The organism is Paenarthrobacter sp. NPDC091669, assembly GCF_044756725.1.
In the GTDB taxonomy this organism is placed as follows: Bacteria; Actinomycetota; Actinomycetes; order Actinomycetales; family Micrococcaceae; genus Arthrobacter; species Arthrobacter bambusae_C.
In genome coordinates this window covers 89865-112430 of sequence record NZ_JBIVTK010000001.1, presented here as the reverse complement: position 1 = coordinate 112430, position 22566 = coordinate 89865, and the positions used below count along the sequence as shown (strand labels likewise).

The 22566-nt window shown below is 62.5% G+C and carries 21 protein-coding genes; 12 read left to right on the top strand and 9 right to left on the bottom strand.

Translation table 11 applies throughout. From position 1 onward, the window contains the following. Nucleotides 1-128 precede the first annotated feature (128 nt). Nucleotides 129-1112 carry a phosphodiesterase gene (locus tag ACIQLI_RS00500; RefSeq protein WP_354229037.1) on the top strand — a complete coding sequence of 328 codons (984 nt, stop codon included), beginning with the start codon at nucleotides 129-131 and terminating at the stop codon, nucleotides 1110-1112. On the opposite strand, the gene ACIQLI_RS00495 is transcribed toward ACIQLI_RS00500, so the two are convergent. The 6 genes from ACIQLI_RS00495 to ACIQLI_RS00470 all read right to left on the bottom strand — a co-directional run bounded on the left by ACIQLI_RS00495 (nucleotide 1090) and on the right by ACIQLI_RS00470 (nucleotide 6986). Further along, nucleotides 1090-2505 carry a stealth family protein gene (locus ACIQLI_RS00495; protein ID WP_400383893.1) on the bottom strand — a complete coding sequence of 472 codons (1416 nt, stop codon included), beginning with the start codon at nucleotides 2503-2505 and terminating at the stop codon, nucleotides 1090-1092. The two genes, ACIQLI_RS00500 and ACIQLI_RS00495, sit on opposite strands and share 23 nt — an antisense overlap. Before the next feature lie 222 nt (nucleotides 2506-2727). Further along, nucleotides 2728-3648, bottom strand: a complete 921-nt coding sequence (locus ACIQLI_RS00490) for a hypothetical protein (RefSeq protein ID WP_400383890.1) — start codon at nucleotides 3646-3648, stop codon at nucleotides 2728-2730. Between the two features lie 127 nt (nucleotides 3649-3775). Further along, complete coding sequence (locus tag ACIQLI_RS00485) at nucleotides 3776-4042, bottom strand: hypothetical protein (protein ID WP_400383887.1); 267 nt, start codon at nucleotides 4040-4042, stop codon at nucleotides 3776-3778. Nucleotides 4043-4349: 307 nt separating this feature from the next. Beyond that, nucleotides 4350-4925: a hypothetical protein gene (locus ACIQLI_RS00480; RefSeq protein WP_400383885.1), complete on the bottom strand. Its 576-nt coding sequence runs from the start codon at nucleotides 4923-4925 to the stop codon at nucleotides 4350-4352. Then, on the bottom strand, nucleotides 4922-5362 hold the full coding sequence (locus ACIQLI_RS00475) for a hypothetical protein (protein WP_400383882.1): 441 nt from the start codon (nucleotides 5360-5362) through the stop codon (nucleotides 4922-4924). The genes ACIQLI_RS00480 and ACIQLI_RS00475 overlap by 4 nt, the downstream gene beginning before the upstream one ends. Then, a complete protein-coding gene (locus ACIQLI_RS00470; RefSeq protein ID WP_400383879.1) occupies nucleotides 5337-6986 on the bottom strand; it encodes an alpha/beta hydrolase in 1650 nt (549 codons plus the stop codon). Before ACIQLI_RS00470 ends, ACIQLI_RS00475 begins: the two co-directional genes overlap by 26 nt. A 323-nt stretch (nucleotides 6987-7309) precedes the next feature. Between ACIQLI_RS00470 and ACIQLI_RS00465 the strand changes: the two genes are divergently transcribed. Continuing rightward, a complete protein-coding gene (locus ACIQLI_RS00465; protein WP_011773432.1) occupies nucleotides 7310-7609 on the top strand; it encodes a type II toxin-antitoxin system VapB family antitoxin in 300 nt (99 codons plus the stop codon). Between the two features lie 61 nt (nucleotides 7610-7670). Next, nucleotides 7671-8318 (top strand): LytR C-terminal domain-containing protein, encoded by a 648-nt coding sequence (locus ACIQLI_RS00460; RefSeq protein ID WP_347781919.1) that lies wholly within the window; start codon nucleotides 7671-7673, stop codon nucleotides 8316-8318. Nucleotides 8319-8339: 21 nt separating this feature from the next. Here ACIQLI_RS00460 and ACIQLI_RS00455 read toward each other — a convergent pair whose 3' ends face one another. Together ACIQLI_RS00455 and ACIQLI_RS00450 are read right to left on the bottom strand one after the other, a co-directional pair. Next, nucleotides 8340-9077 (bottom strand): TetR/AcrR family transcriptional regulator, encoded by a 738-nt coding sequence (locus ACIQLI_RS00455; RefSeq protein ID WP_400383875.1) that lies wholly within the window; start codon nucleotides 9075-9077, stop codon nucleotides 8340-8342. A gap of 44 nt (nucleotides 9078-9121) precedes the next feature. Continuing rightward, nucleotides 9122-10129, bottom strand: a complete 1008-nt coding sequence (locus tag ACIQLI_RS00450) for a LacI family DNA-binding transcriptional regulator (protein WP_400383872.1) — start codon at nucleotides 10127-10129, stop codon at nucleotides 9122-9124. A 107-nt stretch (nucleotides 10130-10236) separates the two neighbouring features. Between ACIQLI_RS00450 and ACIQLI_RS00445 the strand changes: the two genes are divergently transcribed. From ACIQLI_RS00445 to ACIQLI_RS00415, 7 genes are all read left to right on the top strand, one after another. Then, nucleotides 10237-11376 carry a Gfo/Idh/MocA family oxidoreductase gene (locus ACIQLI_RS00445; RefSeq protein ID WP_400383869.1) on the top strand — a complete coding sequence of 380 codons (1140 nt, stop codon included), beginning with the start codon at nucleotides 10237-10239 and terminating at the stop codon, nucleotides 11374-11376. Then, nucleotides 11373-12164 (top strand): TIM barrel protein, encoded by a 792-nt coding sequence (locus tag ACIQLI_RS00440; protein ID WP_400383866.1) that lies wholly within the window; start codon nucleotides 11373-11375, stop codon nucleotides 12162-12164. Before ACIQLI_RS00445 ends, ACIQLI_RS00440 begins: the two co-directional genes overlap by 4 nt. A gap of 157 nt (nucleotides 12165-12321) precedes the next feature. After that, a complete protein-coding gene (locus ACIQLI_RS00435) occupies nucleotides 12322-13323 on the top strand; it encodes a LacI family DNA-binding transcriptional regulator (RefSeq protein WP_400383863.1) in 1002 nt (333 codons plus the stop codon). Nucleotides 13324-13564: 241 nt separating this feature from the next. Beyond that, nucleotides 13565-14899, top strand: coding sequence for an extracellular solute-binding protein (locus tag ACIQLI_RS00430; RefSeq protein ID WP_400383860.1), 1335 nt, complete (start codon nucleotides 13565-13567; stop codon nucleotides 14897-14899). Nucleotides 14900-14935: 36 nt separating this feature from the next. Continuing rightward, nucleotides 14936-15856, top strand: coding sequence for a carbohydrate ABC transporter permease (locus ACIQLI_RS00425; RefSeq protein WP_089593642.1), 921 nt, complete (start codon nucleotides 14936-14938; stop codon nucleotides 15854-15856). 2 nt (nucleotides 15857-15858) lie between these two features. Then, nucleotides 15859-16761: a carbohydrate ABC transporter permease gene (locus ACIQLI_RS00420; protein ID WP_400383857.1), complete on the top strand. Its 903-nt coding sequence runs from the start codon at nucleotides 15859-15861 to the stop codon at nucleotides 16759-16761. A 66-nt stretch (nucleotides 16762-16827) separates the two neighbouring features. Continuing rightward, nucleotides 16828-18366 carry an alpha-N-arabinofuranosidase gene (locus tag ACIQLI_RS00415; RefSeq protein ID WP_354229072.1) on the top strand — a complete coding sequence of 513 codons (1539 nt, stop codon included), beginning with the start codon at nucleotides 16828-16830 and terminating at the stop codon, nucleotides 18364-18366. Nucleotides 18367-18463: 97 nt separating this feature from the next. Here ACIQLI_RS00415 and ACIQLI_RS00410 read toward each other — a convergent pair whose 3' ends face one another. Beyond that, nucleotides 18464-19162 carry a DsbA family oxidoreductase gene (locus tag ACIQLI_RS00410; protein WP_400383854.1) on the bottom strand — a complete coding sequence of 233 codons (699 nt, stop codon included), beginning with the start codon at nucleotides 19160-19162 and terminating at the stop codon, nucleotides 18464-18466. Between the two features lie 147 nt (nucleotides 19163-19309). On the opposite strand from ACIQLI_RS00410, the gene ACIQLI_RS00405 reads away from it, so the two are divergent. Together ACIQLI_RS00405 and ACIQLI_RS00400 are read left to right on the top strand one after the other, a co-directional pair. After that, nucleotides 19310-20383: a glycosyltransferase family 4 protein gene (locus ACIQLI_RS00405; RefSeq protein ID WP_400383852.1), complete on the top strand. Its 1074-nt coding sequence runs from the start codon at nucleotides 19310-19312 to the stop codon at nucleotides 20381-20383. A 41-nt stretch (nucleotides 20384-20424) separates the two neighbouring features. Then, complete coding sequence (locus tag ACIQLI_RS00400) at nucleotides 20425-22560, top strand: glycogen debranching N-terminal domain-containing protein (RefSeq protein WP_400383849.1); 2136 nt, start codon at nucleotides 20425-20427, stop codon at nucleotides 22558-22560. Nucleotides 22561-22566 lie beyond the last annotated feature (6 nt).

The window sequence follows — 22566 nt, the reverse complement described above, 5'->3', positions numbered from 1 at the left end:
GAAGGGAGGAAAGTAATTTTCCAACATTCCGCCAGTTGTTAGCCAGTTGTTGGCTAGTTGTCTGGTTGGATTGGCCCTACTGGATTGATACGGGAGACGCCGTCTCCCACCAAACGCTAAGGCAAGCTATGGAGCTCATCGAGGCCGAGTACCCCAAACCAGGTCATGTGCTTTTGCACCTGAGTGATCTGCACCTGGTGGGTGGTCCGGGCACGCTCTATGGCTCTGTGGACAGCGCCACCAGGCTCCAGGAGATCTGCGACCAGATCGTCGCCTCCAGAATCCGGCCTGAAGCCATCATTTTCACCGGAGATCTCGCCGACAAGGGTGAGCTGGAAGCCTACAACCGGCTCCGCGACATGATCGAACCGGTCTGCGAAGCACTCGGAGCCAAAGCCATCTGGGCCATGGGCAACCACGACAACCGTGCCAACTTCCGTTCCGCGTTCGCGGACGCCTCCGAGGCCAGCAAGCCCCACGACCCCGTGGACCGCAGCTACTTCGTCAACGGGCTCCGCATCATCACCCTGGACACCACGGTTCCGGGACACCACTACGGTGAACTGTCGGAATCACAGCTCGAATGGCTGGCTGCGGAACTGGCCACCCCTGCACCCGACGGCACCATCCTTGCCTTGCACCACCCGCCTGTCCCGTGCGTCCAGGACCTCGCCGTGTTGGTGGAGCTGCGCGGCCAAGCCGCACTGGCCGCCGTCGTGCGTAATACCGACGTCCGCACCATCCTGGGTGGCCACCTGCATTACTCCACGACGGCGGGCTTCGCCGGCATTCCGGTATCGGTGGCCTCGGCCACGTGCTACACGCAGGACCTTGGCGTCCGCGCAGGCGCGCAGCGCGGCAGGGACGGGGCGCAGTCGTACAACATGATCCACGTGTACGAGCACACGATTGTGCATTCGGTGGTGCCAATGTCAGGCGGCGTCACCGTGGGCGAGCCCGTGGACGCTGACGAGGTTCAGCGCCGGCTGGCTGAAGCCGGCATCCGCATTCCCCACGAATCGCGGGTGGGTGCCCACACGTCGCCGGGCACGCACACCTCGTCGATGCCGCTTGTTGCTCCCGGTGGCTTTACTTCTCCCAAGGCGCCTTGACCGGGAAGTACTTCTCCAGGAAGTCCGTCACCAGATCGGCGCGCTCGTTGGCTTCAACCTCCGGGAAGCTGCCGTCGTTCAGGCAGAAGAAGTCCATGTGGCGCTTCGCCAGAAGCTTGGGCAGGTAATGCAGGCCAGCCCACATGGTGGAGTCCACGTACCTGACCTTGGCGTTGGTCTGCGTGACGGCGCGGCCCGTGAGCAGCGCGTAGTAGTGGTAGAACGAGTTGGTGACCGAGATGTTGTCCGCAGCGCGGAAACGGCTGCCGGCGGTCTTGGCGAATTCTGCCGGAAATTCCTTCTCCATGCGGGCCACCACGCTGCGCCGCAGGGGAGCCGCGGTGTGTTCGAGGTGCCGGGTGGTGATCCGGCCGAACCGCTCCCAGAGCAGCTTCCGGTTGACGCGTGCCGCGTTCTCGAAGCCGCTGCGTTCGGCGTCGTTCTCGCCCAGCCCGATCCGGGTGTCAGCCTCAATGAACTTGGTGATGCCACCGGGAGTGAAGAACATGTCTGGGCCCACGGGGCGGCCAAAGAACATGTCGTCATTGGAGTACAGGAAGTGTTCTGAAAGCCCCTCGATGTGGTGGAGCTGGCATTCCACTGCCTGCGAGTTGTGCGTGGGCAGGACTGAGGTATCGGCGAAGAACTCCTCGCTGCGAACGATCGTGACTGAGGGGTGGTCGGCCAGCCATTCCGGGGCGGGGGAGTCGGTGGCGATGAAGATCCGCCGTACCCAGGGCGCGAACATGTGCACAGAACGCAGCGCATATTTGAGTTCGTTGATCTGGCGGAAGCGGGCCTCATGGTCGTCACCCTCACCCAGGACGGCCCCGGCCTGCTGCGCGCGCCGCCTGGCGATGTACTCGGGGTCGCTGCCGTCCACCCACGAGAAAACCATGTCGATGTCAAAGTCGATGTCGCTGGCGTGGTCCGCGAACATGTTCTCGATGGTGGGCCAGGTCAGGCCGTGCCGCTGGACGGTTCCACGGACAGCGTCCTGCCGCAGCATGGTGCGGCGGGTCAGGGAGTTCTCCACGGGCAGCTCAAGATGGTCACCCTCAAACCGCCACAGCTCCAACTGCACACCCAGCGCGGGGCCGTACCAGAGGCCACCGCCCGTTTCGACGCGGGGGCGGTACAAGCGGAAGATGCGGGCTTTACGGTTGGCGGACAGCTCGCCGTCGGCCACCAGGACCGAAGTCTTCTTCTTGGCGTCCACGGTCATCGAGTAGAAAGGCTCGTTGTGGAACGCCGACACCAGCGCCTCACGGACCTCCTTGCGTGACTCCCAGTCGACAGCGACAACCGGCCGCTCGTCATTGCCGCGCACCAGGATGAAATCGACGCCGGCAGCGTCCAGCGCCGCCCTGACCGCCAGGAGATCGGACACCATGGCCTGCTGCGGGGTGAGGTCGGCGTTGATCAGGGCATACCGCCCACGGTGACGGACGACGTCGGACCGGTGCTTGAGATGCGCGACGACGGCAGGCGAGATCGCCTCAGCAATCGTGTCCTCTTCAATGGACGGGCTGCCGTGGTAAATCGGATCGACCTGTGCTTGTGTGATGGCTGTATCTCCGGGATCGTCGGTGCGTGAAACTGGTCTCGCTGGTTGCTAAATGGAAAGCGCTTCGCGCCAGCTGCGGAGGAAAGCGCCGCCGGCGTCGTCGTGGATGACATCGTCGGCCAGTTGAAGGTCAGCGGCCGTCAGGATGGTGTAGGGCTTCACCGGTACGCCGTCTGCGGGCCGGACGTCCACGTGCTTTACGTCGTGATCGTTGTGGTGAAGCCAGTCTGCCATGGCGTAGTCCGTGCGGGAATCACCCACGGTCCGCCAGGCAAGCGGCGTGATGCCTTGGGCTGCGAGAAGTTCGACGGCGCGGCTGGCACCGAGGTCCTTGCCGAGGCGGACGGATTCGATGTCCGTGGAGATGATGGTGGGGTCCAGCCGGTAGTCCGCCGTGTCATCGGATTCCGGTGCGTGGTGGTCCAGAATCGCGGCGTTGAGGCCGTGGCGTCCCATGATGTCCAGGGCGTCGGCGTCGAAGAGTTTCTGTTCGGCCAGGTAGTCCGCACTGGCCACGTCGAGGTGCTGCTCCACGGAAACCATGGCGCGCTTGGTCTCGTCAAAGAACATGTGCGCGGAATAGTCCTCGGCAACCAAGCGGCGTATATCGTCGCCGTAGGCCTTGGGCACTGCGAGTTCGTGGTCCACATGGATGGGACCGGGGCCCTCCGCCGTGTAGCTGAACCACACAGCGCCCTTCTCGCAGATGGCGTGGATGACGGTGTTGGACGGCATCCCGGCGGCAATCATGGGCTCCATGACCTGCTCGCTGATGAACGCGTCGGAGCGGCCCGTGTTGAAAATGACGGGAATGCCCGCCGAGGCCAGCGCCACCAGGTCCGCGATGATGTCCGGCTTGACGTCGCGCGTCACAGGGCTGGCGATGGGGCCGTCGACATCCAACAGCAACGCCAGGGCAGGCGTAGCGTGGGCAGCGGTCCGGTCAGTACCTTGGAGCGGTTGAGTCATGCCCCTATTCTGTCAGTCCGCACGGTGACCCTCACAGCTGTGACGTCTGTGACGCCCCACGAAGGATATAGACGGCAATCGTGGAAAGGACGTGCCAATACCGGCGGACTTGGCTGGTCATCGTTTCCTAGCGGAATTTGCCCTCGGGATCCGGCGCGCATCGGGTGTTGCCGCCGAGCGTGGTTCCGAAGCTGCTCGTTCCAAGCTGCATGGAGAACTTGCCATCGTCAAAGCCTGTGGTCGTCTGGTCTCGGTTCGCCCCCGAGGGCTGGGTTTGTACGACTCTCAGCCCGTTGCTTTCAAAGACTTCCTTTACCGACTTATGTATCGCTTCAGCCTGATCTTCTGAGACCGCGCCCTGCGTACTGTCGAAGCTGAATTGAGTCCCTTCCATGCCCAGAGGCAGATGGCAGACGTCCCCCGAGCCTCTGGTGCGACTTTTGTCCAGTCGCCGGGGGCGAGGGCTTGAATCTTGTTGAAGAGTTCGAAGTACTCTGTACGTGCTTGTTCTGGGTCCATGGTCTGCTCCACAGTGCTGGTAGGAGAATTGGTGCTGAGGGTTGTCCCGCACCCTGCCAGGGTGAGAAGAATGATCGCAGCGGCGGGAAGGACGCGTCTGGACCTAGACGCCTTCAGTAGTCGATTCAACGTTCTTGATTCCCTCATTCGCCGCTGTAACCATTACCGTGCCCGTGGAGAGGCTATTTTGCTACCTCCGGGTCCGGGACACAGCGGCTGCTGCCATCGATTATTGTGCCGAGGTCGCCCGTGTATAGGGCGACGGATAACCCATCGGGTCCGAATGCAGTAGTGATGAGCAAATTATTGGTGGTGGTTGATTTATCGAGGGTCTGAACTTTGTACCCGCGTAATTCATAAAATGCTGAGACTTTCTGCCTGAGTGTCTCGCGCTCGGCGGAGCTGAGGGGTCCCGTGGTCCGGCCGCCGGAGAACTGCTTGCCGCTTCCGGTGTCCTGGAAGTTGCAGTATCCACCTGCCGGAACGTCCTCGTTCACCCATTCATTTGGTGCCAGGGCTTGGATCTCATCGAGGAGTCCGAAGAACTCCTTACTGGCATCTTCCGGTGTCATAGTTGCCCCTTTCCCGTCGTCGGGAAATTTGTTCGTTGACGTGGCTTGAGAAGACACAGTCGGTGTCGTGTTGCCGCCGTCCTGCGGGGCGGAGGCACATCCGGATATCAGCAGCATCAGGACGGTGCCCGCGGAAAAGGCTGCTGCAGTCAGTCGTCGTCGATTCAACAATCTGATTTCCTTCATTCGTGATTTTCCACAGGTTCTCCTGAATTGGTCAGCTTATCCGTGAGCCCCAGAGAGACATATGCTTGGTTGAAGCTTGACTCAGTATTGAGAGATGCATACCCAAGCTTCTCACCGTCCTCGAGCCAGCCATGATTCTCTGTTGACAGTGGCGTTAGACTTCCCGCATCAGTACCCACGCCGTCGGCCCCGATCTGTATTGCTCCGTACGCCGGGACGGGAACCGTGAACGAAGGTCCACTTTGGGGAGCCTGATTGGTCTGATAGTGGAATCCCTGAATGCGTTCTCTGCTCACATTTCCAATGTCGGATACGTTGTCGACGGTGAATTTGGTTTGGTACACATCAGCGCCCGGGTTCAGATGGAAGTCTTGGACACCTGCTACACCCTTCAGTACGCCAATGTCGGCATTAAGATTGATGCTGTCTACGGCCATGCCCTCCACTGCCGCAGCCTGGGCCGTCAACGTGCCATAGGACAAGCCAAATGTTGTTGCTGGCGGTGTTTCCCAAACTGTTTTGAACGGCGGCAAGGGTGTTGATGTCCTTGCTCAGGAACGACCCGCCTGTCCGGGCATTGGCATCATCGAAGACCCCAGCCGCCGGGGCCGGTTCGAAAGCTACCCACCCCACCACAGCCAGTCGAGGTGGGGTACCCGCGTGGGTGTCGTTCAGCTGTGCAACACGAAGTTGCTGATGATATTGCGTGTCAGCGGCCAGGGCGAGGTCCGGCATGCTTTTGGCCACGGTCGTGTCGACGCCAGGGACCTGGTAGGTGGTGACTTTGGCTGCATCGAGGTCTCCCACACTCATAGCAGCGCCGGGCTGATCGAGATTGAGGCTGATCAGTTGCTTCGCAACGCCATGTTGCCCGGTTTCCAGGGCGGTTTTGATGCTCCGAAGTCGATCCAAATATCCCGGAGTATTGATCCACGGTGGTGCAATGGGATGCCGCCCCACCGCAGTTTCATGCACGAAGACGTCGAATTCTTTCAGCATCTGCGTCAGTACCAGTTGGTTGGCCTGATTCCTTGCAGTGTAGGAAACCCCTTGCAGATTCCCGATGATCGACGGGAACGTATTGATGAGGAGCTGCTGGGTCTCGCCGAGGGTAACTTTGCCGGTGCCGTTATCTACTGTGTGGCCGAGGCTGGTCCACCATGCTGCGGTCACCGCAGGGTTGTATTCCTGGTTCTGCAGGAGTCCCTGGAGCCGGGCTTTGTTCGCAGGTACGGTAAGCCAGGTTGTCAGTTGCGCGGCGTTCAGGCCCGCGATGTCGTTCAAGCCGACTTGGTTTGGTGCTGCGTACTGGATGAAGACCCCGTTGAGCATGCTGTCCGCGATAGAGCCGCTGCCGGCTGTTTCGAATGCGGTGGCGACCTGCTCTATCCCATCGGCGTCTGCTGCGTTGGCGGCGAGCAGCCGCTCAAAACCAGCAACAAAAGATTCAGTCTCGATGGTCACCCAGGAACACGATGCTGTGAAGCTGCTCCAGGCGTTCCGGACTGCGACAAAGTGTGAGTTCAAGGTGTTCGTGGCCGTCCGGGACACTGACGCGAAGCCGCGGAGCTTTTCCGGGTCAGCCGAGGTGATTCCGGTTCCTGGTCCGCCGGCGAACCGGGGCCGGTCCCGCGGCGAAAACACCGCTGAAACAGCCAGTGCAGGGACCGGCGTGCTCTCGGGCATCGGGTCCAGGACCATGGTGGCAACTGTCACTGATGCTTCGGCGATGCCACCGGAGAGCAGGTGCTGTTTGCGGATGTTGTCGCGTTGCTGCCAGGCTTCCATGTTCTTTTGCCGGGCTTTCTCTTGCTGGGCCCTGTGCTTGGCCTCGCCGACATCCTCGGCCAGAACCGCGAGGACACCTGCCAGCTTGCCGCGATCATCGGACCTGATGGCGCAGGCGTCCTTGAACAGGCGCCCGTAGCCGCCGTTGAAATCCTGCACTGCCTGCTCCATGGCCCCATACAGGAAGCCTCCCTCGGCACGCAGAACCTCGTCGGCGGAGTTCGCGGCAGTGATCAGCGCGTCGGCTGCGCCGTCATCAAAAGCAATTACCATGCCTGCCCCCAAACCAGAACAATAAATCCAACGACTAGCATAACTGCTGTTTGCGCAATTGGAGGTCCATGGTGTTTGGGCGGCTTTAGGAGGTTGTGTATGCCAGAGGGTGCCTAGATGCACCGGTTCCTGACGACGGGGCGGGTGGCCGAGGAACTGAATGTGTCAGTGAAGCAAAGCAAGGTGTTGCTTGAGCGGACGATCTGCGGGCGTCCAGGTCCGGGGCCGTAGGAGCAGGCGCCGGAAGTCACCTTTTGGCTACAACCTGCCTGTGCTGCGGGTCACAAGTTCCGTTAGGGCGCCAACTTCCATAGGCTTGCAGGGTGATCTTCAAAGCTGTGGGCGAGGGACGCCCGTACCCTGACCATGGATACTCGGCGCCGCGGGACTGGGCTGCCTTGCCTCCGCGCCCTATCCGCCTCGATGAACTGGTAACCACCAAACGGACCTTGGATTTGGAGGCATTGTTGGCTGAGGACTCAACCTTCTTTGGCGACCTGTTCCCGCACGTCGTCCAGTACCAGGGCGTCATGTATCTCGAAGACGGGCTCCACCGGGCCGTCCGCACGGCGCTCCACCAAAGGACCGCGATCCACGCACGTGTATTGGTGATCGATGGCTAGGCGGACGGGTCCCACCAGTCCGGAGGCGTCCCCAGCAAAAAAACGTAAGCGTCCCAAGGATGTGACGCTGCTCCATGGCCACCACGTGGTCACCGGCCCGGAGCTCCGGGCCACCTTTGCCGAGGATGCCGCGGCCCAGAAAAGCCGTTTCCGGCGCCGGCTGCTTCACGGAATTGTCCTGGTGCTGCTGGTGGGTGTGATCGCTGCCGGGGCGGTTGGAGCCTGGGCCATCATGAACGGCGTGATCAAAGTCCCCACCGCGATCGCCAGTAAAGCCCCGGTGAGCCTGTGCCCCACCACCACGTTCGACTACGTTCCGAACGAAACAGTGAACCTCAACGTCTTCAACGCCACCTCCCGCGGCGGCCTGGCAGGTACCGTGGCTGAGCAATTTACTGCCCGGGGCTTCAAAGTGGCTTCGGTGGATAACAGCGAGACCGCCTACGCCGGAGTGGCCGTAGTAGTTTCCGGCGTCAAGGGCCAGGCGGCTGCGTTCAACGTCCAGCGCAACCTTGCCGGCACGGACTACTTCCAGGACAACCGTGAGGACGAGTCCGTGGATGTCATCCTCACCTCAGACTACGAAGGCCTGGTGGAACCGGAACTGGTGGATCAAACCCCGGGGAAGCTGCTGTGCCCGCGCGAGGACCTGCGCATTGCCGATAACTCCAAGTGGCCGATCATCCCGACGCTTCCAGCGGGGCAGTAACGGCAGGCAGCCGCCCCTGCACTAGCCCGCCAGGGCGTCGTGGATGGGTGCTTCCTGGACGGCTGCTTCCAGCCGAATCGGCCGCCCGGCTTCGTCGAAGCGTGCGCCGGCCCCTAGCTGGATGAAATGTACGGTCTGCGCAGTATGGGCTTCAACAGATTCGTGTGCCTCAACAGCTGCCTTGATCTCGACGTCGGAGGCCGGGGCAGGCGCGGTAGTCCCGCCGTCGGGCGTTCGGTTGCGTCGCGCGGCGCTGGCAGACAGCGTTCCGTGAATGAGCCGCGCCAGCTGGGCGACGTCGACGTCCGGGAGGTAGCCCTGGCGGACGCCGTCTTGAAGGATGTCCTGCAGAAGGATATTGAGGTCGCCCACGTGGTCCGCGAGCTTCGCGAAGGAACCCGGCGAGAGGACTGCGGCCATGGCAGGTCCCGGGGGCAGGTGGCGGCGGCTCAGATCCTCCACTTGCGCGCGGACGTAAAGGGCCAGCCTGTCCACCGGGTTTTCCAGCGCAGCCAGTGAATCGCGAAGGTCGACAATAAACCGTTCGGTCTCGTCCAGGGCGTACGCAATGAGCAGTTGCTCCATGTCCGCGTAGTAGTTGTAGACGGCGGTGCGGCCAACGCCCGCGTGACGGGCGACGTCTGTCATGGTCAGGCCTGGGAGGCCATGGGTGAAGAGGAGTTCACCGAAGGCCGTGAGAATCCTCCGTTGGGTCTCGGCGCGTTGGGCAGCGTTCGTGGCGGCCGTGATCCTGGGCATATAGACACTTTACAGTGATCTGTCACTAAGAGCTGCGGCTTTCTTCAGGTGTCGCTGTTTCCTTCAGGCGCCAGGGCTGTGGTTTTACGGATGATCAGATGCGGTGTCCCGACCACGCTGCCCGGTGACTTTACCCCTTCAATCCGGTCCACGGCGCGGCCGACGGCGGCGGCGGCAAGGAGCGGAGCGTCCTGGCTGACGGATGTCAGCTGGACGTAGCTCAGCTTGGCGAAGTGGCTGTCGTCGTAGCCAATGACTGACACATCCTCGGGAATGCTGATCCCCGCAGCCTTGAAACACTCCATGATTCCAAGCGCTGACCTGTCGTTGAAAGCGATGACAGCCGTGGGCAGGTCAGCCTGGAGGGTCCTGCCTGCTTCCATGCCGTCCTCCTCTCCAGCCCCGCCCGGAACAACCAAGGGAGTCAGTCCGCGCCGGATCATCTCCGCGCGGTAGGCTTCCCGGCGATTTTCCGACGAAACCGCAGTGCCGCCGTCGACGTGAACGATCCTCCGGTGGCCCAAGCTGACCAGGTGGTCAACTGCCAGCGCGATCCCGGCGCGATCATCGCTGCTGACCGAATCCACGGCCTGGCCCACATCGTCGCGTAAGAGGCTCACCACCGGAACCCTGCGGGCGTGGAAGGCCAAGTCATCCGGGCCAAGGGTGGGGGCAATAATGATCAATGCCTCCGCCCCGACGTCAAGCAAGGTCTCAATGGCCCGGGCCTCGGGCCTGCCGTTGGCCACGGCGCTGAGTGTTATTTCATAGCCCTTGGCCGAAGCTTCAGCGTAGGCGGCATCGACGATTTCCGCATGAAAGGGCTGCGAGCTGGAAAAAGCGAGTCCCAGGAGCTTGGTCCGGCTGCTCCGCAGGAGCCTCGCCCGGGAGTCTGCCCGATATCCCAGCTCATTGGCCGCTTGAAGGACTTTTTGCCGGGTGGATTCGGCCGCTCCGGGGGCTCCCCGCATGACGATGGACACCAAGGCGCGTGAGACGCCGGCCGCGTCGGCTACGTCCATCAGGGTGGGGCGGCGCTGCAGTTCTGACATATTTCCTCCCGTTGCAACCAGTGTATAGAACGATCTAGACGGGACGTAAACCGCATGTCACCATGGTTTGACTAGAACGATCTAGATGAACATCTTCAGGAGCTACCATGGGATACCTTCAGCATCCGGTCAGTGAAGACCGGCCCGTTCGCATTGGCCTGATCGGGGCGGGGTGGATTGGGAGATTCCACGCCGAGTCCGTCGCGCGACGCATTTACCATGCCCGGTTAGAGGCAATAGCGGATCCGTCCCTTCCCGCCGTCGAGGCTTTGGCCGACCGCCTGGACGTCGGGAAAATCAGCGCTGACCCCACCGATGTCCTGAATGACCCCGAGGTGGACGCTGTTCTCATTGCTGCTCCGGCCCGCTTTCATTCCGGGCTGATAGCCGCGGCAGCGCGTGCTGGAAAGCATGTCTTCTGCGAAAAGCCGGGTGGCCGGACCCTGGAAGAACTCGACGAGGCTCTGGAAGCGGCAGAGGCTGCAGGCGTGGTGGTCCAGTTCGGTTTCAACCGCCGCTACGCTGAGGACTTCGCTGCCGCCCGCAGGTTGATTGACCAGGGGGCTGTGGGAACCCCGCAGTTGCTGCGCTCCTTGACCCGTGATCCGGGCAGCCGGGACGGGATTGCCAATCCGGAGCGGATTGCACCCGGCACCATTTTCCTTGAGACCCTCATCCACGACTTTGATACCTTGAACTGGCTGAACCCTGGCGCTGTCCCCGTTCGAGTCCATGCAGTGGCCGACGCGCTGGTAGCTCCCGAGGCTAAAGAGGGCGGGCTGTTGGATACTGCCGTGGTCACCGTCACCTACAGCAATGGAGCCATAGCCGTGGCCGAAGCCAACTTCAACGCCCTCTACGGCTATGACATACGGGGAGAAGTGTTCGGCTCCGCCGGAATGGTGACGGCCGGAGGCCCTCAAGCCAGCACGGCCACGAGCTACACTGCCGCCGGTATTCATGCGGATACGGTCCGCCTGAACGTAGACCTCTTTCATGACGCCTATACGGCCCAACTGGTGCACTTCGTGGATGCCGTCAAGGCGGACCGCGACGGCGGCGAAGGCGCGGCAGAGGCGGCCTCTGGAACCGTCCGGGCTGCCGGTGCAGTGGACGCACGGAACGCGCTGGCCGTTGCCTTGGCCGCCTCCCGTTCGGCTCAGACCGGGCTGCCGGTGGAGGTGGCATCGATTGCCGCACTGCAGGCCGCAGAGCCTGCACTTCTCACTGCCGGGACCAAAGCATGAGCTTCCGCCTGGCTGCCTGCGCCGAAATGCTCTACGGGGAGCTGCCGTTGACGGAGCGGGTGGAAAGGATTCACGGGCAAGGCTTCGAGGTGGAGTTGTGGGACACCCGCGGCCGGGACATCGCGGCTTTGGCATCCACGGGAGCCCGGTTCTCCTCGATGAGCGGCTATTTTGGCGGCAGCCTCACTGATCCCGAAAGCGCCGATGAAGTGCTGGCATCGGCGGAGAAGTTGATTCCGATTGCACTGGAACTCGGCATTGAGCGCATGGTGGTCCACCCCGCGGAGCTGGGCGAGGGTGGCCGGGCCGTGCGGCCCGTTCACCGTTCTACCGGCGAAATGTGGCTCACGGGCAGGAACACCCTCGAACGTTTGGGGGTGTTGGGTGAAAAGTACGGGGTGGTTTTCGCGTTGGAAAACCTGAACACCGTCCTGGACCACCCGGGAATCCCGTTGGCGCGGGCAAAAGACACCCTGGCGCTGGTCTCGGCGGTTGACCACCCCAACGTCAGGATGATGCTGGACCTGTATCACGCCCAAATCGGCGAGGGGAACCTGATCGAACTGGTCCGGGCCGCGTTGCCCTGGGTGGGAGAAATACAGGTGGCCGACGTTCCAGGCCGGTGCGAACCGGGGACGGGGGAGATCAACTACCCGGGCGTCGCTGCTGCTCTCCAAGACGTCGGGTATACGGGCGTCGTCGGTCTGGAAGCGAATGCCGCCGGAGGAACCGGCGTGGAAGCAGGGGATGCTGCACTGGCGGCTTTCCGTGCGGCCTTTGAAAGCTAGCTAAGAGCGGCCTGCCCGCGGGTCCGGGATGGCACCATACGCCCTCGCGTTGGCCGTAGCTGGCGCGGGGGCGCTGCATCCAGGGGGCAAAATTCGCGTAGCATCAAGGAAAACCGGTCAATCGCAGCGCCGGTGAACACTGTAGCTAGGGGGCGTATTGCGCGCAACGGTCAAGGACGTGGCGCGCCGTGCAGGGGTTTCGCCCAAAACGGTCTCGAACGTGATGAACGGTGTGGTACCTGTCAGTGCTCCTACCCGGCTCCGGGTTGAACAGGCCATGGCGGAACTGGATTACGTACCCAATCTTTCTGCGCGCGGACTGCGGAATGGCCGCTCCGGGGTTATTGCCCTCGCTTTGCCGGACCTGGCAACACCGTACTCGGCGGAGGTGGCCCACCATATTGTGGAGGTGGCCCATGAGCAGGGCTGGATTGTCCAGATCGAGGAAACGGGCTCGGACCCTGACCGCGAGCAGGAGCTGATGACGCGGGCGCGCTCCAACCTGATCGACGGATTGATCCTCAACCCCGTGGTGTTGGATGAGAGTGCGGTCAAGGTTGGAGTTGCCCTGCCCCCTGTGGTTCTTCTGGGCGAGGTGACGCAGCAGCTGGCCGATCGGGTCTTTGTCAACAGCCTGACGGCGGCCCGGGACATGACGCTGGCACTGGCCAAGCCCGGGCGGAGGCGCATTGCGGTCCTTGGAACCACCCAGGGACGAGGATCTGCGGCAGCCATCCAGCGTACTCAGGGGTATGAAGCCGCTTTGGACATCCTCGGTATCCCCAGGGATGAATCACTGCTGATTCCTTGCGAAAAGTGGACGCCCGAAACGGCCGCCAAAGCCCTGGACGCCTACCTGGATCAGCACCCTGTTCCGGAAGCTCTCTTCTGCTTCACCGACTCCATGGCGATTGGTGCCCTGAGCGTTCTCTGGAAGAGGGGCTTGCGGATACCCGAGGATATCGCCGTTGCGGGTTTCGATGACATTGCCGATGGCCGCTACGCCGTCCCTTCGCTGACTACGGTTTCCTTTGATAAGCGAACCATTGCCAGCGAAGCCCTGCGTCTGCTGACGGAGCGCATGGGGGACAGGGCCCATGGGCAGCGGGTTGTCAGTGTGGATTACAGCATCGTGGAGCGGGACAGCAGCAAGGCCTGAAACGAGAGCCGTCCACTAAATTGTGTGCGCTAACAATTTTCTCTTGCCCCGCTCATTACATCGATGTAATGTGAGACCTGCGTCACCCCGGGCCACCATATACCCGAGTGTGGAGACGCGCCGGAGCCGGACTTCAAGCGGTGCAGCAGCTATGCAGCGCAGCAACAACAACGCAGCAACAACGCAGCAACACCGCAGTGCAGCAGTGACCTTTCAGCGGACCCATCCAAAGGAGTGACGGGTGAAGCAGTTTGAATCTTTGACCGGGAAGCAGTTGTCCCGGAGACAGTTATTGACAGGATCTGCCCTTCTTGGCGGGGGACTCCTGGCAACAGGCCTCAGCGGTTGTGGAGGGGCCGCCCAGGCCGCCGCGGTGCAGGACATCGGGTTCTGGCACCTTCTCTCCGGCGGTGATGGCATCAAGATGCAGGCCATGATCAACGCCGCCAACCAGGCCAATCCGGGCTTCAAGGTGCACCCCACAGTGCTGGCCTGGGGGCCGCCCTACTACACCAAACTGGCTATGGCATCGGCGGGAGGCCGCCCACCCGAGGTGGCCATCATGCACGCCAGCAGGGTTCCCGGCTACGCCCCGGGCGGACTCATCGATCCGTGGGACCTGGACCTTCTCGCCGAGAATGGCGTGACGGCATCCGACTTTGCTCCCAGAATCTGGGAGAAGAGCCAGCATGGCGGCAAGGTCTTCTCCATCGCGTTGGACTCGCACCCGTTCGTCATGTTCTATAACACGGACGTCGCAGCCAAAGCGGGCGTTCTGGGCAGCAACGGGCAGCTTCAGGAGGTGAGCTCGCCGGACGAGTTCAAGGCCATGGCCCTGGAAATGCAGAAAGTCACCAAGGCCCACGGCTTGTCCTTCGGCTACCTGGGCAGTGGATCGCAGATGTGGCGCTTGTTTTACACGCTCTACAAGCAGCACGGCGTGGACATGGAACTGACGCCGGGCCAGCCTATGAAGGTGGACCGGGACGCGGCCATAGAGTCGCTGGAATTCATGGCCTCCCTGTTTGACGACACAATCGCAGCCCAGGCCGGTGACATCAGCACCGGTATCGCCGAGTTCGCCCGCGGCGGTTCCGGGATGCTGTTCAGCGGTGTTTGGGAACTGCCCACCATGAAGAAGGCCGGCATTCCCGTTGACGCGGCCACCATTCCCACGCTGTACGGGACACCGGCGTCTTACGCCGACTCGCACTCGTTCGTCCTGCCACGGCAACTCAACGTCAACGAGGACAAGCGCAGGGACGTCTACAAGTTTGTCACCGACGTCCTGAAGGGATCGCTGTCCTGGGCAGAAGCCGGACACATCCCCGGCTACCAGCCCGTGGTCCAGTCCCAGGCGTACCGCGAACTCACTCCTCAGATCCACTACGCCAACGCGGCGGACATCATCGCCTACGATCCCGAGGCCTGGTTCAGTGGCTCCGGCTCGGACTGGCAGACCTACTTCGCGGAGAACGTGCAGAACGTCCTCCTGGGCAGGGACAAGGCCTCCGCCGGATGGGATGCCTTCGAACAGCGCACCAACACCCTCCTCTCCCGTCCCAACCCGGTCTAACCGGCCCACGTACCGAGCGACCAAAGGAGTTCTTGAATGAGTACCTCTACGCTGTCCCGGCCGAGGCCGGAGAGTCTGCGCAAACCCGGGAGCCGCACCCGCAGCAACCTGAGCGGCTGGGGATTCGCCGCCCCGTTCCTGGTGTTCTTCCTCGTTTTCCTCGTCTGGCCCATCCTCTACGGCTTCTACATGAGCCTCACGGGCAAGTCCCTCACCGGGGCCAACGACAGCCTGATCGGTTTCGCCAACTACGCCGAGGCCTTGGCCGACGCAGATATGTGGCGTTCCCTGGGCAACACCCTCTACTTCACGGTGATCAGTACCGTACCCCTGGTCCTCGTAGCCCTGGTCATGGCAGCCCTGCTCAACGTGGGGCTTCCGGCACAGTGGCTGTGGCGGCTCTCCTACTTTGCGCCCTACCTGCTGGCTTCCACCGTGGTTTCGCTGTTCTTCACCTGGATGTACAACCCGCAGCTTGGCCTGATCAACGAGTTCCTCACCGGCATCGGTCTCCCTCGGGTTGCCTGGCTGAATGACCCCAACGTGGCCATGTGGGCAATTGTCATCGCCACTCTCTGGTGGACCGTGGGCTTCAACTTCCTGCTCTATCTGGCCGCCATGCAAAACATCCCCGCCCAGCACTACGAGGCAGCATCCCTGGACGGCGCTGGAGCCTGGCGCCAGTTCTTCTCCATCACGCTGCCGCAGCTCACCCCCACCACCGTGATGATTGTGCTCCTCCAGATCCTGGCGTCATTGAAGATCTTCGATCAGGTCTACCAGATGACCGCAGGCGGGCCGGCAGGATCCACCCGCCCCGTGGTGCAGTACATCTTTGAAACCGGGTTCACCGGTTACCGGCTGGGCTACTCCGCAGCCATCTCCTACATCTTCTTCGGACTGATCGTGGTTGTTTCTGTCATGCAGTTCGTCATCACCCGCCGCAGGAGTGCATAACCATGGCAACCCCTACCCTGACCCGTCCCGCGCCCAGCGCCACCACCGGTAACAGTCCCAAGATCCGCCAGCCCCGCAAGAAGCTGACGGTGGGCAGGATCGCGGCCATCGTGGTCGCGGCCTTCATTGCCGTACTGTGGCTGATCCCGTTCGCATGGGCCACGGCCACTGCCTTCAAGACCGAGACGGATGCCGCTGCTCCGGACGTTACCTGGCTGCCGCCGTCGGGCTTCACTCCTGAAGCGTTCGTCAAGGTGTTCCAGGACGGCAACATCCCGCTCTGGACCTGGAACTCGCTCTATACCTCGGCGGCCATCACGGCCATCACCCTGGTGATCTCGGCACTGGTGGCCTACGCGCTCTCGAGGATCGACTTCAAGGGCAAGAAGGTGCTGATGACGGTGATCATCGCGTCCATCATCATCCCGCCGCCCGTGCTGATCATCCCGCTGTTCTACCAAATGCTGGCGCTGAACCTGATCGATACCTCCTGGGCCATCATCCTGCCGCAGGTCATCCACCCGGCCATGGTGTTCGTGCTGAAGAAGTTCTTCGACCAGATCCCGCGTGAGCTCGAAGAAGCAGCAGTAATGGACGGTGCCAGCCGGTTGCGGATCTTCACCCAAATCATCCTGCCGTTGTCCCGGCCCATCCTGGCCGCCGTCGCGATCTTCGTGTTCATCGGCGCATGGAACAACTTCCTGTGGCCGTTCATCGCCACCAACGACGGCAACCTGCTGACCCTCCCGGTCGGCTTGCAAACCATCAAGAGCGCCTACGGCATCCAGTACGCGCAGAACATGGCGTCCGCGCTGCTCGCCGCGCTGCCGCTGATAGTGGTCTTCCTCTTCTTCCAGCGCCAGATCATTAAGGGCGTTGCGACGACGGGACTCGCCGGAACCTGACACGGCACCTTTTAGCCAAGCAAAAGATTCAGAACAACAGTTTTCAGAACACAACCAAGGAGATCCATGTCCCGCGCACGCATCACCCTCGACCGCGATTTCACCATTGGCGAGGTACCCCGACGACTCTTCGGCTCCTTCGTGGAGCACATGGGCCGCTGCGTCTACACCGGCATCTATGAGCCCGGGCACCCCGAAGCTGACGAAAACGGCTTCCGCCAGGACGTCATGAAGCTGGTCAAGGAACTCGGCGCCACCGTCATCCGCTACCCTGGCGGCAACTTCGTCTCGGGCTACAACTGGGAAGACGGGATCGGCCCCGTCAGCGAACGGCCCCGCAGGCTCGACGGTGCCTGGCACACCGTAGAGACCAACGCCTTTGGCCTGCACGAGTTTGTGGACTGGTCCAAGCAGGCCGGCACGGAAATCATGGAAGCAATCAACCTGGGCACCAGGGGAGTGGACGCTGCCCGCGAAATCGTGGAGTACGCCAACCACCCCGGCGGAACCTACCTGTCCGACCTCCGCGCCAAGAACGGTCACAAGGACCCGTTCAACATCAAGCTCTGGTGCCTCGGCAACGAGCTGGACGGGCCATGGCAGATCGGCCACAAGACCGCCGACGAGTATGGCCGGCTGGCACAGGAAGCCGCCAAAGCCATGCGCTTTGTGGACCCCTCGCTTGAGTTGGTGGCCTGCGGCAGTTCCAGCTCTTCGATGCCTACGTTCGGTGCGTGGGAGCAGACCGTCCTCACCCACACCTACGACGAAGTGGACTACGTTTCCCTCCACGCCTACTACCAGGAACACGAAGGCGACGTGGGCAGCTTCCTGGCCTCCGCCGTCGATACCGACTACTTCATTGAGTCAGTGGTGGCCACCGCGGACGCTGTGCGCGCCAAGGGCAAGCACAAGAAACACATCAATCTCTCCTTCGATGAGTGGAACGTCTGGTACCAGCGCGGCCTGGACACCGAGGACCAGCCGCACAACGTGGCCAAGGCCGGCTGGCGCGAGCACCCCCGCGTCATCGAGGACAAGTACAACGTGACGGACGCCGTGGTGGTGGGCACTCTGCTCAACTCGCTGCTCCGCCACGGTGACCGCGTCAAGATCGCCAACCAGGCGCAGCTGGTCAACGTGATCGCACCGATCCTCTCGGAAGAGAACGGGCCGGCGTGGAAGCAGACCATCTTCCACCCGTTCGCCCGCATGGCCGAGCTCGCCAAGGGCCAGATTTTGAGGCTCTCGGTGGACTCGGACAAGTACTCGAATGCACGGTTTGGCGACACTGACCTGGTGGATGTCAGCGCTACGTGGAACGAGGAAACAGGCCGGGTTGCATTGTTCTTCGCGAACCGCGGCTTGGAAGAAGCGGCCGACGTCGAGGTTGCCCTGCGCGGTTTCGACGCCCGCCAGGTGCTCCGCGCGGAAGTCCTCGAAATTCCTGAGGGCGGCGATCGTCTGACCATCAACAGCCAGGATCAGCCGGGCCGTGTTGGCCTGACAGCTCTGGAAGGTGTGAAGGCGACTGGCTCCGAGCTTCGCCTGACGCTGCCCGCACTGTCCTGGGCCGTCGTCGAGCTTGACGTGGTGAAAGGCTAGCCCCGTACCCAACTGAGTAACAGCAAACGTCGCTATGAGCACTCATAGCGACGTTTGCTGTTACTTGGTTGGGTAAGACACGACGACGGTTGGTTGGCTAGATCGCGCAGCCGTCCGGGCCGCAGGCCTCGGCGTCGGAGGCGCCGACCGGGATCAGCGGGTTGGCTTCCTGCCAGGCCTGGTTCAGTGCCTCGGTGAAGAGGTCGGCGGGCTGGGCTCCGGAGATGCCGTACTTGCGGTCGATGACGAAGAACGGGACGCCGGTCACGCCGATGGCGCGGGCCTCGTTGATGTCCTCGTTGACGGCATCCGCGAACTTGTCGGAAGTGAAGAGCTCGGCAACTTCCTCAGCGGGAAGTTCAAGGGAGGCTCCGAGTTCCGTGAGGTACTCCTGGTTGCCGATGTCCTTGCCGTGCTCAAAGTGGTCGCTGAGCAACTGCTCCTTGGCTGCGTCCTGGCGGCCGTGGGAAGCGGCAAGGTGGATGAGGCGGTGCGCCGTGAAGCTGTTGGCCACCACTACCTTGTCGAAGTGGTAGTCCAGGCCTTCGCCCTTGGCAGTCTCGGTGACATGGGCAAACATCTGCTTGACCTGCTCCGGAGCCATACCCTTGCGCTGGCTCAGGTAATCCAGTTCCGTTCCGTCGTAGTGCTCCGGAAGGGAGGGGTCCAGCTGGTAGCTCTTCCACTCGATGTCCACCGAATCACGGTGAGGGAACTGTGCCAGCGCGTTCTCGAAACGGCGCTTGCCGATGTAGCACCACGGGCACGCGACGTCTGACCAGATCTCAATCTTCATGCTGTGGTCAACCCGTTGGGCCGGCGGAGCATTCCTTACACGGCTGTTATTTTGCTCACCCGTTGCCGTCAGGTCGCAGCCCCCATACTCTTGGAATGGGTTATGAAGCCAGCCCTTGGACTGGGGGGTTTGCGCGGAGGCTCCAGCATGCGCATTGGACTCATCGTTGGCCCGTGGTTTACCGTGCCACCAGAAAAATATGGCGGAACAGAGCGCGTAGTTGATGCGCTCGCGCGGGCATTGGCGGACGCGGGACACGATGTCCTGCTGGCAACCGCCTCGGACAGCACCTGCCCGGTGCCCCAGGTACCCGGCTTTGGCCCCTCAGCCCCGGAGGAACTGGGACAGACGTTCAGCGAACTTGGGCACGTCATCCGGGCCTATGCAGGGATGCAGGACGTGGACGTCATCCACGATCACACCCTGGCCGGACCGCTCTACGCGCATCGACCCGCCGGCATCCCCGTTGTCACCACCATCCACGGGCCGTTGTCGCCCATGTACTCGCCCCTTTACCGCGTCATGGCACAGGACACCGCCATCATCGCGATCTCCCACGATCAATGCAGCAGGACCCGGGACGTACCGGTCACAGCCGTCATCCACCACGGAATCGACCTGTCGGCGGTCAGCATAGGGCGGGGAGCCGGAGGATATGCCTGTTTTGTGGGCCGCATGTGCCCGGACAAAGGACTCCTGGAGGCCGTGGCCGTTGCCCGGGAAGCCGGCGTCCCACTGAAGATCGCGGCAAAGATGCACGCCAAGGATGAGCAAGAGTACTTCCGTGACGTGGTGCGGCCGGCCCTCGGACATCAGGAGGAGTTCCTGGGAGAGCTCTCGGATCCGGAGAAATTCGAGCTGATGGGTGATGCGCTCGCCCTGATCAACCCCATCCAGTGGCATGAACCTTTTGGGTTGGTGATGATCGAAGCGCTCGCCACGGGTACCCCTGTCCTTGCCACCCCGATGGGTGCCGCGCCGGAGATTGTCCGGCACGGAATCACGGGTTTTGTGGGTTCTCCCCGCGAGTTGGCGGCCTGCGTAGAACGGGTTCCGTTCCTCAGCCGGGATGCCTGCCGACGATCAGTGGAGGAGTCCTTCAGCTCCGCCCGGATGGCTGCGGACCACTTGGACCTTTACGCCAAAGTCATCGAACAATTTTCGGCTGGGCCTCTTTCCGGAAGGAGTCTGTTGCAAGAAAATCAGAGGCAAGCCCTGTAGGGCCTGCGCTCAAGGAAGACTCCCGAGGAGGCCTGTTGGCCATGACCGCTTGGAACGAAGACACTGAAGCCGGAGCGTCAGAGCTGGGTGCCGTCACCGTCGTCGAAGGTTCATCCTTCTGTATTTCCTCGCACTCGGGTGACATCCATGCAGGTGGATCCCAGGGCACGTATTACCAGGACACACGGATCGTGTCGCGCTGGATCCTGCGGATCAACGGGGCGCTGAGGGAACCGCTGGTGGCCCGGAACCCCACCGCTTTCCAAGCGGAGTACGTGGGCCGGGCGTGCTCGGCCGACGGCAGGTTCGACAGCCCCTTGGTGGTCCATCATCAACGGCATGTGGGTGCAGGCCTGCGGGATGACATCACCATCAGGAACTACTCGGGACAGGACGCCCCGTGCGAGATTGAACTGCTGCTCGACGCCGATCTGGCGGACCTCTTCGACGTCAAGGGCGGCAGGACCAATAAAGCAGGAACACCCATCAGGAAAGCGCACAAAAAAGAGCTGCACATCGATTCCCTCCATTCCAGCGGCCAACGCAGGGGAGTGGCTTTCCGGGCTTCCGGCGCCAAGGTCTCCGATGAGGGGCTGAGGTTCCACGTCAAAATCCCGGCGCGCAGCCAATGGTCCACCAGCATCATCGCGCTCCCCCTGGTCAACGGGGAGGGGCCCCACGATCCCTTTACCGAGACCACGCCTTTGCACCACACCCCCAGCGTCCGGCGCCACGCGGCCTGGGAAGAGCACGTACCCCGGATCGCTGTGACTGATGCCAACGTGGAGGAAGTCCTGGAACGGAGCCAACGCGATCTGGGTTCGCTGCGGATCTTCGACCCCGCCCATCCAGGACGCGCCGCCGTGGCCGCCGGGGCACCGTGGTTTATGGCGCTGTTTGGCCGCGACTCACTTCTGGCCTCCTATATGTCGCTGATGGTGGATCCCAACCTTGCAGCCGGAACCTTGCAGACCTTGGCAGCGCTGCAGGGCACCAAGGTTGACGTGGACTCCGAGGAAGAACCCGGACGCATGCCCCACGAGGTGCGGCTCGGTGTCACGGCCGGGCTGGCTCTCGGCGGGACCGCCTACTACGGAACCGCAGACGCGACACCCCTGTTCGTGTCCACGCTGGGCGAGCTCAGCAGATGGGGGCTCGGCGCGGACATCATCGAATCCCTCCTGCCGCACGCCGACCGTGCCATCGAATGGATGGAGCAGTACGGGGACCGCGACGGTGATGGCTTCATCGAATACCAACGGCCAAACGACCATGGACTGGTGAACCAGGGATGGAAGGACTCCTGGGACGGCATCAACTTCGCGGACGGCCGGATGGCGGAGACACCCATCGCCCTTTGCGAGGTGCAGGCCTACGCTTACGCGGCGTACGTCGGGCGTTCCCTGCTGGCGCGCGCGGCGGGGGACACCGCCGTCGAACGCCGATGCGCGGACCGTGCCGAAGCGCTGAAAGCCGCCTTCAACGAGGCCTTCTGGCTACCGGACCGCGGCTACTTTGCGCTGGCGCTGGACAAGGATAAGAAGCCCGTAGACTCCTGTACTTCAAACATGGGGCACTGCCTGTGGGTGGGCATTGTGGACGAGGACAAGGCGCCGCTGGTGGCCGAGCGGCTGATGTCGCCCGAGATGTTTACGGGGTGGGGCATCCGGACGTTGGGTTCGGACATGGGCGCGTACAACCCCGTCAGCTACCACAACGGCTCCGTCTGGCCGCACGATACCGCGCTGGTCGCCACCGGGCTCATGCGGTACGGCTTCGTGAAGGAAGCCAGCCGGATTGCGAGTGGATTGTTCGACGCCGCCGAGCACTTTGGCGGTCGGCTTCCGGAGTTGTTCTGCGGCTTTGACCGCAGCGACTTTGCGGAGCCGGTTCCGTATCCGACGGCGTGTTCCCCGCAAGCGTGGGCGGCTGCGGCACCCGTACAACTGGCCCGGATCCTGCTGCGCTTCGATCCGGACTTCACCCGCAATGTGCTCCACCTGGCGCCGATACTGCCCGACGCCTACGGTTCGTTCCGCGCAGACAACGTGCTGCTGGGGCGCTCGCGGATCACGGTGCAAGCCTCCGGGTCGTCCGGGACCGTGACCGGGCTGCCGGCCGGGCTCGAACTGCGATCCGACCCCCGGCCGCAGCTGGCCGGGGATTTGTTCGGTTAGCCGCTT

What these genes read in the sequence shown, in the direction of transcription:
- ACIQLI_RS00500 (WP_354229037.1), top strand. Translation starts at nt 129, where the DNA reads ATGGAGCTCATCGAGGCCGAGTACCCCAAACCAGGTCATGTGCTTTTG.
- ACIQLI_RS00495 (WP_400383893.1), bottom strand. Translation starts at nt 2,505, where the DNA reads ATGGTGTCCGATCTCCTGGCGGTCAGGGCGGCGCTGGACGCTGCCGGC.
- ACIQLI_RS00490 (WP_400383890.1), bottom strand. Translation starts at nt 3,648, where the DNA reads ATGACTCAACCGCTCCAAGGTACTGACCGGACCGCTGCCCACGCTACG.
- ACIQLI_RS00485 (WP_400383887.1), bottom strand. Translation starts at nt 4,042, where the DNA reads ATGGAAGGGACTCAATTCAGCTTCGACAGTACGCAGGGCGCGGTCTCA.
- ACIQLI_RS00480 (WP_400383885.1), bottom strand. Translation starts at nt 4,925, where the DNA reads ATGAAGGAAATCAGATTGTTGAATCGACGACGACTGACTGCAGCAGCC.
- ACIQLI_RS00475 (WP_400383882.1), bottom strand. Translation starts at nt 5,362, where the DNA reads ATGGCCGTAGACAGCATCAATCTTAATGCCGACATTGGCGTACTGAAG.
- ACIQLI_RS00470 (WP_400383879.1), bottom strand. Translation starts at nt 6,986, where the DNA reads ATGGTAATTGCTTTTGATGACGGCGCAGCCGACGCGCTGATCACTGCC.
- ACIQLI_RS00455 (WP_400383875.1), bottom strand. Translation starts at nt 9,077, where the DNA reads ATGCCCAGGATCACGGCCGCCACGAACGCTGCCCAACGCGCCGAGACC.
- ACIQLI_RS00450 (WP_400383872.1), bottom strand. Translation starts at nt 10,129, where the DNA reads ATGTCAGAACTGCAGCGCCGCCCCACCCTGATGGACGTAGCCGACGCG.
- ACIQLI_RS00445 (WP_400383869.1), top strand. Translation starts at nt 10,237, where the DNA reads ATGGGATACCTTCAGCATCCGGTCAGTGAAGACCGGCCCGTTCGCATT.
- ACIQLI_RS00440 (WP_400383866.1), top strand. Translation starts at nt 11,373, where the DNA reads ATGAGCTTCCGCCTGGCTGCCTGCGCCGAAATGCTCTACGGGGAGCTG.
- ACIQLI_RS00425 (WP_089593642.1), top strand. Translation starts at nt 14,936, where the DNA reads ATGAGTACCTCTACGCTGTCCCGGCCGAGGCCGGAGAGTCTGCGCAAA.
- ACIQLI_RS00420 (WP_400383857.1), top strand. Translation starts at nt 15,859, where the DNA reads ATGGCAACCCCTACCCTGACCCGTCCCGCGCCCAGCGCCACCACCGGT.
- ACIQLI_RS00415 (WP_354229072.1), top strand. Translation starts at nt 16,828, where the DNA reads ATGTCCCGCGCACGCATCACCCTCGACCGCGATTTCACCATTGGCGAG.
- ACIQLI_RS00410 (WP_400383854.1), bottom strand. Translation starts at nt 19,162, where the DNA reads ATGAAGATTGAGATCTGGTCAGACGTCGCGTGCCCGTGGTGCTACATC.
- ACIQLI_RS00405 (WP_400383852.1), top strand. Translation starts at nt 19,310, where the DNA reads ATGCGCATTGGACTCATCGTTGGCCCGTGGTTTACCGTGCCACCAGAA.
- ACIQLI_RS00400 (WP_400383849.1), top strand. Translation starts at nt 20,425, where the DNA reads ATGACCGCTTGGAACGAAGACACTGAAGCCGGAGCGTCAGAGCTGGGT.